Annotated in this window: 8 protein-coding genes; 4 read left to right on the top strand and 4 right to left on the bottom strand. The window is 40.0% G+C overall.

Features of this window, described 5'->3' with window-relative positions; genetic code table 11:
- Positions 1-6: 6 nt before the first annotated feature.
- Entirely contained in the window at positions 7-2,196 is a 2,190-nt protein-coding gene (locus HMPREF9010_RS01895; RefSeq protein ID WP_004303703.1) for a glutamine synthetase III, read from the top strand.
- Between the two features lie 162 nt (positions 2,197-2,358).
- Here the strand turns inward: HMPREF9010_RS01895 and HMPREF9010_RS01900 are convergent, their stop codons facing one another.
- The gene (locus tag HMPREF9010_RS01900) at positions 2,359-2,937 is read right to left on the bottom strand and encodes an HdeD family acid-resistance protein (protein ID WP_004303713.1); all 579 of its coding nucleotides are present in this window, start codon (positions 2,935-2,937) and stop codon (positions 2,359-2,361) included.
- 173 nt (positions 2,938-3,110) lie between these two features.
- On the opposite strand from HMPREF9010_RS01900, the gene HMPREF9010_RS01905 reads away from it, so the two are divergent.
- The 3 genes from HMPREF9010_RS01905 (at position 3,111) to HMPREF9010_RS01915 (ending at position 6,904) form a co-directional block, all read left to right on the top strand.
- Complete coding sequence (locus tag HMPREF9010_RS01905) at positions 3,111-5,180, top strand: RNA degradosome polyphosphate kinase (protein WP_032846627.1); 2,070 nt, start codon at positions 3,111-3,113, stop codon at positions 5,178-5,180.
- Positions 5,177-6,103 carry an exopolyphosphatase gene (locus HMPREF9010_RS01910; protein WP_004317877.1) on the top strand — a complete coding sequence of 309 codons (927 nt, stop codon included), beginning with the start codon at positions 5,177-5,179 and terminating at the stop codon, positions 6,101-6,103. The genes HMPREF9010_RS01905 and HMPREF9010_RS01910 overlap by 4 nt, the downstream gene beginning before the upstream one ends.
- Positions 6,104-6,256: 153 nt before the next feature.
- Complete coding sequence (locus tag HMPREF9010_RS01915) at positions 6,257-6,904, top strand: GNAT family N-acetyltransferase (protein WP_004303716.1); 648 nt, start codon at positions 6,257-6,259, stop codon at positions 6,902-6,904.
- A gap of 845 nt (positions 6,905-7,749) precedes the next feature.
- Here HMPREF9010_RS01915 and HMPREF9010_RS01920 read toward each other — a convergent pair.
- The 3 genes from HMPREF9010_RS01920 to HMPREF9010_RS26670 all read right to left on the bottom strand — a co-directional run bounded on the left by HMPREF9010_RS01920 (position 7,750) and on the right by HMPREF9010_RS26670 (position 12,920).
- Complete coding sequence (locus HMPREF9010_RS01920) at positions 7,750-10,095, bottom strand: LruC domain-containing protein (RefSeq protein ID WP_008651577.1); 2,346 nt, start codon at positions 10,093-10,095, stop codon at positions 7,750-7,752.
- 366 nt (positions 10,096-10,461) lie between these two features.
- The gene (locus HMPREF9010_RS01925; protein ID WP_008651575.1) at positions 10,462-12,321 is read right to left on the bottom strand and encodes an SLC13 family permease; all 1,860 of its coding nucleotides are present in this window, start codon (positions 12,319-12,321) and stop codon (positions 10,462-10,464) included.
- Positions 12,322-12,665: 344 nt separating this feature from the next.
- The gene (locus tag HMPREF9010_RS26670; RefSeq protein ID WP_032536597.1) at positions 12,666-12,920 is read right to left on the bottom strand and encodes a transposase; all 255 of its coding nucleotides are present in this window, start codon (positions 12,918-12,920) and stop codon (positions 12,666-12,668) included.
- Between the last annotated feature and the right edge of the window lie 166 nt (positions 12,921-13,086).

Below are 13,086 nucleotides of genomic sequence, written 5' to 3'. Positions count from 1 at the left end.
GGTATTATGTCAAAACTTAGATTCAGAGTAGTAGAGACAGCTTTCAAGAAAAAGGCTGTTGAGGTAGCAACACCTGCCGAACGTCCTTCGGAATACTTCGGCAAGTATGTATTCAACAAGGAAAAGATGTTCAAATACCTTCCCAGTAAGGTATACAATGCACTGATTGATGCAATTGACAATGGTGCTCCGCTAGATCGCAGCATTGCCGACGAGGTAGCTGCCGGCATGAAAAAATGGGCTATCGAAATGGGTGTCACTCATTACACGCACTGGTTTGCACCGCTGACCGAGGGTACGGCAGAAAAGCACGATGCCTTCGTTGAACATGACGGCAAAGGTGGTATGATGGAAGAATTTACAGGTAAACTGCTCGTACAGCAGGAGCCGGATGCTTCTTCTTTCCCGAATGGCGGTATCCGTAATACATTCGAAGCTCGCGGATACAGCGCATGGGACCCCTCGTCACCTGCTTTCATCGTGGATGATACACTTTGCATCCCGACTGTATTTATCGCATATACCGGTGAAGCTCTTGACTATAAAGCTCCCTTACTGAAGGCATTGCGTGCTGTAGATAAAGCAGCCGTAGCCGTATGTCAGTATTTTAATCCGGAAGTGAAAAAAGTAGTTGCTTACTTAGGATGGGAACAGGAATACTTCCTGGTAGACGAAGGATTGTATGCCGCACGTCCGGACTTACTAATGACCGGTCGTACTTTGATGGGACATGACAGTGCCAAAAACCAACAGTTGGAGGATCACTACTTCGGTGCTATCCCCACCCGCGTAGCCGCTTTCATGAAGGACCTTGAAATTGAAGCGTTAAAATTAGGTATTCCTGTTAAGACTCGTCACAACGAGGTTGCCCCGAACCAGTTCGAGTTGGCTCCTATCTTTGAAGAGTGTAACCTTGCTAATGACCATAACTTACTGATTATGTCATTAATGCGTAAGGTAAGCCGCCGTCATGGTTTCCGTGTACTGCTTCATGAAAAGCCGTTCAAAGGTGTCAATGGTTCGGGTAAACACAACAACTGGTCTTTGGGCACTGATACAGGTATCTTATTGATGGGACCGGGCAAGACTCCGGAAGACAATCTGCGTTTTGTTACATTCGTTGTCAATACATTGATGGCAGTTTATCATCATAACGGACTACTGAAAGCTTCTATCTCCAGTGCTACCAATGCCCACCGTCTGGGAGCGAATGAGGCACCTCCTGCAATTATCTCCTCTTTCCTTGGAAAACAGTTGTCGCAGGTATTGGATCATATCGAAAACAGTACGAAAGATGATTTAATCAGCCTTAGCGGTAAACAGGGAATGAAGTTGGATATTCCGCAGATTCCTGAATTACTGATCGATAATACAGACCGTAACCGTACTTCTCCATTTGCTTTCACAGGCAACCGCTTTGAGTTCCGTGCCGTAGGTTCCGAAGCAAACTGTGCTTCTGCCATGATTGCATTGAACTCGGCCGTAGCAAATCAATTGGTGAAGTTTAAAAAGGACGTGGATGCGTTGATTGAAAAGGGAGAACCCAAAGTTTCCGCCATTCTTGAAATCATCCGCGGATATATCAAAGAATGTAAAGCCATTCATTTCGACGGTAACGGTTACAGTGACGAATGGAAGAAAGAAGCTGCCCGTCGTGGACTGGATTGCGAAACCAGTGTTCCTGTTATCTTCGACAATTACCTGAAACCGGAAACAATTGCCATGTTCGAAGCTACCGGTGTAATGACCAAGAAAGAACTGGAAGCCCGTAACGAGGTGAAATGGGAAACTTATACGAAGAAGATTCAGATTGAGGCACGTGTATTGGGTGACTTGGCAATGAATCATATCATTCCGGTTGCCACTCAATACCAGACGGACTTAATTAATAATGTCTATAAGATGCAATCTCTTTTCCCAGCAGAAAAGGCAGCGAAATTGTCTGCTAAGAACCTGGAGCTTATTGAAGAGATTGCCGACCGTACAGCTTTCATCAAGGAGCATGTAGATGCAATGATTGAGGCTCGTAAGGTTGCAAACAAGATAGAAAGCGAACGGGAAAAAGCCATTGCCTACCACGACACGATTGTCCCGGCACTAGAAGAAATCCGTTATCACATCGACAAGTTGGAACTGATTGTTGACAATCAGATGTGGACGCTTCCAAAATACAGGGAACTGTTATTTGTGAGATAGAAAAAAATACGGTGAACGATAAACAGTAAACGGTGAACAAACTGCATTATCATTGCAGAAAATTCACCGTTAGCCGTTCACTGTTATTGAAATTATCTATTTCTTTTGTTGGTTGTTTTAAGTTTGCGGGGAGGGGTGCTGTGAAGCAGTCCTCTTCTTTTTTTATTCGATAATCTTTGCGTCTTCAATATCATCATCGTCATGCATAACCGGAGCCTTCGGGCGGCGACGGGCAAACTTGAACCAGTTTATCAATTCGGAAAGAGAATAAACCAAACTGCTGATACCAATAATTATAAATGCAGTATTACGCGCTCCTGTCGGATTGAACAAAGCGATAATACCCGCAATAAGAATCAGCGAAGGAATCAGATAAAAAGCTCCCGGAACGGGCATCCACCGACGAGCCATCGACAAAGAAGCAATCTGTTGCACTCCTCCCATAATCAGGATAAATCCCAATAAAAACATCAGGACATCTGCAAAGAATTCAGGCATCACAATCAACCAAAGTCCGAATAATAAGCTACCGATTCCTTCTATCGGAAAACGGGGAGCTGCTTCACCTTCCGGTCTTTTCCGGCCGAAATAGCCAAAAAGGCTGATAACACCGGGAATCAAGAAGGCAACACCTACCGTAATGACAATATAACTGGCAGCCGCATTGGGCCAAATCACGAGTACCAATCCAATCACAAGTGCGAAGAGAATGCGAATAAGGGAATAATTCATTGTTTTCATAAATTCTATATTTTTTAACCGAGTCTGTTCCAATACTTTTGCGAATATAAGTGTTTCTACTGATATATAAAAATAACAAATAAACATTGTAATAAGTTCGTAATAATATCGTTATGACGATTACATCTCACATTGATATTTTTGCAGAAATTTTAAACAGTTCCTTTTTCACAATGAAACAAAGCGAAATAAAAAAGAAATACCCTTATGTAGAGCGTGACATCAGTTGGATGTACTTCAACCAACGTATTCTGCTAGAAGCCGCCCGTCCAGAAGTGCCACTGCTGGAACGACTCACTTTTCTTGGCATCTATTCAAATAATCTGGATGAATTCTTCCGTGTCCGTGTAGCGACTCTGAACCGGATCGTAGAATATGCCGATAAAAACATACAAGCAGAACAAGAAACCGCCGCCTGCACTCTGAAACAAATAGGAAAGCTGCACAATCGTTACTACAAGCAGTTTGAGGAGATATTCGCTTCCATTATGGAGGAATTGAAGAAAGAGAATATCTACGTCATCAAAGATGCGGAAATGACGGACGAACAGAAAGCATTCGTCACTTCTTTCTATCGCAACAAACTGAATGGTTCTACCAATCCGCTTTTCCTCAATGGAACCCGCCCGCTGGACGATCAGACAGATGAGGATATTTACCTTGCCATCCGTCTGCTGCGCAAAGATGAAACGGGAAAGATAAAGGAGAAAGACTATGCAGTGATTGAACTGCCGACCGGAGACTTCGGCCGTTTTATTCAATTACCTGATTCGGATGGAAAAACATATCTCATGTTTCTTGATGACGTGATCCGCTATTGTTTGCCGATGATTTTTGTTGGCATGAAGTACACAGATTATGAGGCGTACACTTTCAAATTCACTAAAGACGCCGAAATGGAAATTGACAGTGATCTGCGGACAGGGGTACTTCAGAAGATTTCCAAAGGTGTGAAAAGCCGGAAGAAAGGGGAACCGATCCGTTTCGTCTATGACGAACAAATTCCTAAAGACTTGCTGAAAAAGTTGACCGGCCGCCTGAACGTGGATAAGAATGACACGCGTGTAGCCGGAGGACGCTATCACAATTTCAAGGATTTGATGAAATTTCCGGTTTGCGGTCATCATGAACTGAAATATCCTGTTTGGGAACCTATCTTCAAGCCTGAACTGAATGGCATGGAAAGTCTGCTCACTTTGATTCGTCGGAAAGATCGTTCCTTACATTATCCTTATCATAGTTTCGATACTTTCATCCGTGTGTTGCGAGAAGCCGCTATCAGTAAAGAAGTAAAAAGTATCAAGATGACGCTTTATCGTTTGGCTAAAGACTCCAAAGTGATAAAGGCTTTAATCAGTGCAGCCAAAAACGGGAAAAAAGTCACAGTAGTTATCGAACTGTTGGCACGTTTTGATGAAGCGTCTAATATCAACTGGAGCAAGAAAATGCAGGATGCGGGGATTCATGTTATTTTCGGAGTAGAGGGTTTGAAAATTCATTCTAAATTGCTGCATATCGGCACTCGGCACGGAGATATCGCCTGCATCAGTACAGGAAATTTCCATGAAGGAAATGCACGTATGTATACTGACTATACCATTATGACTGCTCACCGTCCCATTGTCCGGGAAGTCAATGCCGTATTCGATTTTATCGAAAAGCCTTATACTCCTGTTGATTTCAAAGAATTGCTCGTTTCTCCCAATGATATGCGTAAACGATTCATTGCGCTTATCAACAAAGAGATAAAAAATAAGGAACAGGGAAAAGAGGCTTATATCCTTGCTAAAGTAAATCATATTACTGACCGTGCACTTGTTGAAAAGCTATACGAAGCCTCAACAGCGGGTGTTCAAGTGGAACTGGTAGTACGCGGTAACTGTTCTTTAGTGACAGGCGTTCCGGGTATCAGCGAGAATATACACATCAATGGTATTATCGACCGTTATCTCGAACATTCGCGCATTTTCATCTTCGCCAATGGTGGAGAAGAAAAATACTACATTGGTTCTGCCGACTGGATGCCTCGCAACCTGGATAATCGTATTGAGGTGGCGGCACCGGTCTATGATAAAGAAATCCAGGCAGATTTAAAACGAATTGTCTGCTACGGATTCCGGGATACGGCAAAAGGAAGAATTGTGGATGGTACAGGCGAGAACCGGGAAAAAGAACGGGAAGAGAACAGTGTCCCATTCCGCTCACAAGAAAAATTATATAACGAATACAAGAATACATTATGATAAGTATGAAGAAAGTTAATTATGCGGCAATAGATATAGGCTCTAATGCGGTGCGGCTGCTGATAAAATGTGTAAACGAGGAGAATGCGCCCGAATTAATGAGTAAGGTACAGCTCATCCGTATTCCGTTACGGTTGGGAGAAGACGCCTTTACTGTGGGGGTTATCTCTACAGAAAAAGAGAAGAAACTGATTCGGCTGATGAAAGCCTACAAACAATTAATGAAGATATATGATGTGGTAGACTATCGTGCGTGTGCCACCTCTGCCATGCGTGATGCACGTAATGGCAAGGATATCGTTCAGCAGATCGTCAAAAAAACGGGTATCCGTGTAGAAATCATCGACGGGCAGGAAGAGGCGCATATTGTTTACGACAATCATATCGAACAGTTATTTGCTTCAGGACAAAATTACTTGTATGTAGATGTAGGAGGTGGTAGTACGGAAATTAATCTCATCAGCAACGGTGAACTGAAAAATTCCCGTTCATATAATATAGGTACGGTACGTATGCTTAGCGGTATGGTAAAGGAAGAAGAAAAGGAAGCTTTGCGCACTGACCTGATAGGGCTTGCCACAGAATATACCCCTATCAGCATCATCGGTTCGGGAGGAAATATTAATAAGTTATTTCGTTTAGCGGACAAGAAAGACAAAAAAGCGTCTCTCCTACCCATCGAATCACTGCAAGATATATATGAAACATTAAAAGCCCTCTCTACCGAACAACGTATTAAGCAATATAAGTTGAAACCGGACCGGGCCGATGTTATTGTTCCTGCTGCAGAGATATTTCTCGAGATAGCTACTCATGTAAAAGCTACCGGAATTATTGTACCTACCATCGGACTGTCCGACGGTATTATAGACAGCTTGTACACGCAAAACATGAACAGGCCTGATTCTCCGCAATCTCGATGAATGAATATATAAAAAACTCCTGATACTAAGTCTGGATATACTAGTATCGGGAGTTTTTGTCTCATCTTGCTATAATGTATAGATTCATCTTTAAAAGAGTTAGGTATTCGGATTTTGTTCTTTATATTTGTGCAACTATATATTTGAAACAATATGGATATAAAACTTAGAATTGAGCAATCTTCGGATTATCATGAAACCGAAAACATTACACGGGAAGCATTCTGGAATCATTATTCTCCGGGATGTGACGAACATTACCTCCTTCATATTATGCGTAACCATCCTAAGTTTGTGCCGGAGCTCGATATTGTTGCAGAACATAATAACAAGATTGTCGGTAATGTTGTCTGCCTCAAATCATTTATCATGGCAGATGACGGTAACCAATATGAGGTTTTGAGCCTGGGGCCCATTTCTGTCCTCCCCGAATACCAACAGCAAGGTATCGGAGGAAGAATGATTGCACTTACCAAAAAATTAGCTTCCGAAATGGGATTTCGTGCTATTTTACTTTGTGGTGACCCGGATTATTATCTCCGACAAGGATTCATTCCTGCCGAAACATTAGGGATTCGCACTGAAGACAATATGTATGCTACTGCTCTTCATGTTTGTGAATTATATGATAATGCTTTAGCCAATGTAAAAGGCCGTTATATAGAAGATAAAATATATCAGATTGATAAATCTGCTGCTAATGAGTTCGACAAGCGATTTCCTCCAAAAGAAATTGTAGTTGGTACTCCGTCACAAAAACGGTTTAATCAGATAGTAGTGATGCAGAAAAAAGCGAATTAAGGTTGAATAACCTAAATCGCCTGATTTGTACATCTCTGGAGCTCGGTCCTGCTATGATATTAAGCAACTATCATTCAATATAGTTACCATTCTTCGTATCTTTGCAGTTACAAAACATTCAACATGAGAAATTTGAATTTACAAAAAGATACTACTGACACTTTGTAATTCTTAATCTATCAGGGATCGCTTCTTTCCTCCCTTTGGCTGAAGTAAAATTTTTCTGCCACTGTAGAGGGCTTTATTCAATTCACTATTCTACAATTAAGCATGATATATATACATTTTAATACGCGCACAGCATTTCTACAATCAAACGGGCATCACATGTACTAATAAAGTTCCCTTTTACTTTTTTCTTTTTACCATTATCAAAGCCCCAAATAGAAAAATCAATGGAAAGAAAGTAGGAAATTCTAACAACATTTACGATATAGCGACACTATCCCAATGGTTTGTTTACTTCATCCATAGCTTTTGATGACATTATCCGCATCTTTTACTTACTTTATCCTTATGTTTTTTACAAATATAGCGGCGCTTTTGATGTAAATATGCGGTGCTTTACGCAATAAAGGCATTGTTTTTCAATAAATCATGGGGATTTTCCTGCTAATAGAGAAGAATGATAGAACATGAGAGATAGCAAAACCCTTGATTACACGAACAATCGTCAGAATAATCAGAGATTCTAAAACTTTATGTATTTACTTTGTCATCGAATGGGTAATTACATAAAAAAGGGGAGCATTAAGGCAGCACTTACTTCCCTACAATCTCCCCATAATCAATGCACACAAGTTCTTTTCGAATAAAACTGTTTGCAATATTTCTCTTTAATAGTTTTAGTACTGAATCACTTTATCACTACTAACTGTCTTATACCAATCAGTAGTTGAGCTCTGATCGTGTGCCCAATCTGCAAATTTAGAATATGCGTTCGTTATCACTGTTGTTTCTGTTGGATAAGCAAATTTATCAGGAACACACAAAGCCCATGTATTATTAACTGCCTTGATTACCTCAAGCACCTCATTATCCGCCAATTGTCCATTCGCCGTAGCCGAATTAAAATGAGTCAAATGGATTTCTGTTCTCTTTTGACCTATCCCCTGATAAGCAATGAAGAAGTCTAAACCATCTGTCACACTAGGGACGGATATTTCATTTTTAAGTTTGACGTTCACTTCAAGAGTATATATATCTGTAAGAGGAGTACTAGCATTCCCAGTATTCAACATGGGGCGTTGTGCTCCTGTATATCCATATACATAATGTGCGTCTCCAAATAAAGGAATCACAAGTTCATTGCCATTGGCTTCATAAGATGCATTTTCAAATATACCAGAATTTAATGAGCCGGTACGTTGAGCAGCGCCTGCACCAAAACTTATCTCTTCCACATTATTTTTGTCTATTCCTCGTATTCTCAAACCAGCACCTAATTGTTTCACGGCACCAACTGCCCGAAGGTCAATTTTATATTTTAGTTCTTTCACATCATTACCGGCTGCAGGCAAAGTTACATTCAACACAATATCATTGAAATCGTAATCTCCTGCTTTCGGATAGTTATCTTCGAAAGCATAAGAATAAACTGCATATCGAATTTCTACATCATCCGGTTTTTCATCAGAGTTATACCCTTCTTTAACACAGTCACCGTCAGCAGGAAGTATAAATTCTGCTTTGCCCGGATTACAATAGGTAGCACCTTGCTGTAATCCCTTATTTACTAGCCATGCAAAAGGAGACCAGTTATAATGTGCTTCGCCTTTATATGTTTGATCTGTTATTTCACAAATGATATTATTACTTACTTTAGAAGCAGATTGAGCCAGACCGGAAGTATTATCTATTTCGTGAATTCTTAATAAGGCAGTTCCTTGTGTCGGACCGGAAACTGTTCTGAATAAATTAGCTTTGCCCGTACAAGTCAACATGGATTGTGCTTCCATCACGATATTATTATCATTTCCATTACCCGTCAATTCTTTGCAAATAGCTTCGGAAGTATTTCCCATAACAAGCGTACCAAATTGTAATTTTCCAGCTTTCAGATAACAACCGTTTTTAATATTAGTATTATTGTTGCCATCTATATTTTCGACTTCAATGGTTCCATGATTTATCAATGTCGTACCATTTGTAGAAGCATTATAAGAATTCAGTTTAAGTGTTCCATAATTCACAAAATCAACTCCGTTTCCACTTCCATCAATTTTCAAAAAGTCACAATCAATCGTACCCGCATTATAGTTTGTACGCCCAGCCGAACTATTTGTTATCTGAATACCTCTGTCACCAACAATACTTCCTCCCTGCATCACAGTTATATAAGAAGCCCGCGTTAATATCAGACTCCCATTTTTAGCAATCTCTATCTTTCCACCATTCTCAACGATAATTTCTGTAATATCAGAAAATTGATTACTATTCTCTATAACCCATGTGCTTCCTTGAGGAACGATTACTTTCACAGCACTTATTTTTCCATCTCTATTTCCAGTTGCACTAAATCCAGCTTTAAAAGTTCCTTCCTGAATCTTAAACCAACGCTCACTTTCTGTAAAAACAGGAAATTGACCATAACTTCCACCCCAGCCAGACTTTGCAGAAAGATCCCAATTAGCCTGAATGACAGTAGAAATTGCCTTTTTAGCACTAATAAAATCGGCTGTATAAGGAGCTTCCATGACTGGTATACTAGTCATCACAGCTCGTGATATAGAACGTGTTGGCGTACCTTTGTCTCCAAAGTGCGCTGTCACTGTACCATTTTCAATCGCTGTCGGTTGGACCAGATAACGTTTGTGTTCATCTATACGCGCAACAAACACTTTATCAAGAGATGTTGCGCAATCCATCACCACATCCAAAGTCATACTTTGAGTGACAGTTCCTTCCGCTAAGAGTTTTGCTGTACTTTCCGGGCTTAATGGATCGGCATCAAATATCTGTATCTTATAATCTACTCCTTGATCCCCATTGATTGACACATGTGCCGTTACACTTCGTGACATTGTCCAATCACCATCAGAGTCGATGTTTTTTACAGGAAAAGTTTCTTCGTAAATTTGTTTCAGTTGATCTGCATTAAACAGATTTTTCTCATTATCAACGCAACTAATAAAACTGATAGAAGATACTAACAACGAAAATGTGAAGATTTTTACAATGCTTTGTTTCATAATCTTTAAATACTTAAGTTTGCTTTATTTGCACAAAAAATAAAAATCATTACGAATCAACAATCAGCAATGAATGTACAAAGATAGTTGTATTTACAAATAAGAAACGGATAAAGTTGTATTTTTCGACCTACGGTTAACATCTTTTAAAAGATAAGGCTTTAATTACTCCCAATAAAAAACGACCTATTACATTATTGAATATTAAAAGCTTAGAAGTACAAATATGCAATATGCAATCAAAAAAAAGAGTTGCAGATTCTATGCAACTCTCAATTAAACGACAAAGATCCAGTGTTACAAAGCACTACAACTACAAAATACCGAGCTCTTTCATCTCCTTATTAAAAGGATAAAAATTAAAAACTAAAAGGGGAAAATCAATGGTAATACAAAAATCATCACGATTCCCATAATAATCTGCAACGGCAATCCCACTTTTACATAATCCATAAAGGTATATTGACCGGCAGGCATCACCAAGGCATTAGGCGGTGTAGAGAACGGAGAAGCAAAACACATACTTGCACCTACCGTCACAGCAAACAAGAAAGGAACCGGACTGACTCCAATCTGTATGGCACTTTGCAAAGCAATCGGAGCAAGCAAAACAGCGGTAGCCGTATTACTAATAAACATCGTCATCAACGAAGTTGTAAAATAAATACCTGCCATCAATGCAACCGGTCCGTATGATCCCAAGCCGTTCACCAATGTGTTGGAAATATATTCCGAAGCTCCCGTTTTCTCCAATGCCAGAGACATAGGAAGCATGGCTGCAATCAATACAATGCTTTCCCAGTTAATCGTTTTATAAGCCGCTTCTACATTGCGGAAACATCCCGTGAGCACCATCAATATACCCGCTATCATAACAGCTGTAACCGGAGCAACCGGAATGAAGTCAAAAACCATCATTGCCACCATTAACACCATAATAGCAGCTGCCACCGGAGCTTTATAGTCTAACGTAACTTTAGCCGCTTCCGCCAAAGGTTGTCCCAAAACAACCCAATCAGAATCCTCTTTGCTAAGACGGGCTATATTATTCCATGTTCCTTGCACCAAAAGCACGTCACCACTATGAATACGCTCATTCCCCAAATCTTGCAATAAGTATTCCTTTTTACGACGAATCCCCAATACGTTCACATTAAATTTATCACGGAAGCCAGCTTCTTTAATGGTCTGGTTTATCAAATTAGAGGATGGCATCAATACTATTTCAGCAATACCGATATCATAAAAATCCAGCGAATTAGTCGTACTTTTTGTTTCTTCCGTTGCATGGTCACCTAAAATCTCTAGCAGGAAATCTTCTGCAAAAAGCTGTACCTTATCAAATTCTCCTGTCACATACAAAATATCCTCGGCTTGCAACATCGTGTCCGGTGCAGCAAACTTCTGGGTAATCGTTTTCAGAAAACGATGTTGCGATGCATCACCACGACGCACTTCCATGATATTCAAACCATATTTGCGACGAATATCCAAGTCAATAATCGTCTTGCCCAAAAGCCGGGAATCTTTTATTACCTGCAAACGAAACAGATTGCTGGAAAGCCCATATTCATTTACCAACTGTTTCAGTGACTTACCCGAACGTTTATTATCATCTTTCTGGCCTTTTTTAGAAAGAAACCATTTGCTAAGTGGTATCAATACCAGCGTACCGACAATCACACAGACAATGCCGACAGGCAGGAAAGAGAAGAAGGAAAGCGGTTCAAGTCCGGCAGAAGTCAACGTATTTTGTATCACAAGGTTCGGCGGAGTACCGATTAAAGTCATCATACCTCCCATACTACTTGCAAAAGCCAACGGCATCAACAGCCTGCTCGGATTCATACCGGCACTCATTGCCAGACTGACAACAATAGGAAGCATCAGTGCCACCGTTCCTGTGTTACTGACAAACGCACCAATGGCCGAAGTCACCAACATCACCAACAGAAATAACCGGATCTCACTGGTTCCCGCAAGTTTAAGAATACGGGAACTAATCATCTTTGCCAATCCCGTTTGAAAGATAGCCCCTCCCACTACAAACAATCCGATCATCATAATGACTACCGAATTAGAAAAACCGGAAAGTGCTTCATCAGGAGTTAATATCTGAAAAATAAGTAAGGCTATCAGTGCACACAGTGCCACAATATCCGAACGAACCTTGCCGTTCACGAAAAAGACAGCCGAAAGAACGAGAATAATAATGGTTATTAGCATACGTAATTAAATGATTGTTTTATTTTGACTCTATCAAAACTTATTTAGGTGAACAAAAATAGAAAATACTCCAGCGTTATTAAAACAAACTAGAAATGATTTTAGTTCATGAGACATCATTTAATATTTTAATACATTTTCTTTCTGAAAAAAGACTCGAAATCAAGCAAAATATGATACCATACAAGAACTACAAGACACCATACCTCCACTATTTCTTCATCGCATATAATTACAGTCTCACAATATAATGTTGAAAGACAATATATTTATGCATTATTTTTTGAAAGTTAAAGAACAATTCATATCTTTACGGTTCTTCGTCAAATTTGGTGGTACTTCTTCTATTGTGAATAAATAATCTTCGCTCTCAGTAGTTTAATTCCTGCCCTATTGTACATCTGTCTTTTTACCGCTTTAATTTTATTCACTGTCCCCTCCAGTAATCCGTTACTGAAGGGGATATCAATAGCTGCCTGTACTGCCTCCCAGTCTTTTTCAATACCATATGCAAAGTTCGTCAGTGCCATATTCCGTGTTGCCTTCGCTTTTTCAATCCACTTTCTAATATCCTTATCATAAGTGTTCCCATTAATCATATCTCTGAAATTCTGACACACGCTTAAAAAGTTCTTTAATCTGCGGTGAGGACTTATACAGTTCCGCTAGTTTAGGATTATCCGATTCTCCCTTTAGAATGTATTTGCGTATCTGATTCTGTGAAACTCTCTGTATTTTACTTCTGTTTTCAATGCTCTCATTATG

This window comes from Bacteroides sp. 3_1_23 (assembly GCF_000162555.1).
Taxonomy (GTDB): Bacteria; Bacteroidota; Bacteroidia; order Bacteroidales; family Bacteroidaceae; genus Bacteroides; species Bacteroides ovatus.
This window is presented reverse-complemented; position numbering and strand designations above follow the sequence as displayed.

Bases quoted from the DNA above. Each gene is read 5' to 3' on its own strand.
- HMPREF9010_RS01925 (WP_008651575.1), bottom strand. From the start codon at position 12,321: ATGCTAATAACCATTATTATTCTCGTTCTTTCGGCTGTCTTTTTCGTG.
- HMPREF9010_RS01920 (WP_008651577.1), bottom strand. From the start codon at position 10,095: ATGAAACAAAGCATTGTAAAAATCTTCACATTTTCGTTGTTAGTATCT.
- HMPREF9010_RS26670 (WP_032536597.1), bottom strand. From the start codon at position 12,920: ATGATTAATGGGAACACTTATGATAAGGATATTAGAAAGTGGATTGAA.
- HMPREF9010_RS01900 (WP_004303713.1), bottom strand. From the start codon at position 2,937: ATGAAAACAATGAATTATTCCCTTATTCGCATTCTCTTCGCACTTGTG.
- HMPREF9010_RS01910 (WP_004317877.1), top strand. From the start codon at position 5,177: ATGATAAGTATGAAGAAAGTTAATTATGCGGCAATAGATATAGGCTCT.
- HMPREF9010_RS01895 (WP_004303703.1), top strand. From the start codon at position 7: ATGTCAAAACTTAGATTCAGAGTAGTAGAGACAGCTTTCAAGAAAAAG.
- HMPREF9010_RS01905 (WP_032846627.1), top strand. From the start codon at position 3,111: ATGAAACAAAGCGAAATAAAAAAGAAATACCCTTATGTAGAGCGTGAC.
- HMPREF9010_RS01915 (WP_004303716.1), top strand. From the start codon at position 6,257: ATGGATATAAAACTTAGAATTGAGCAATCTTCGGATTATCATGAAACC.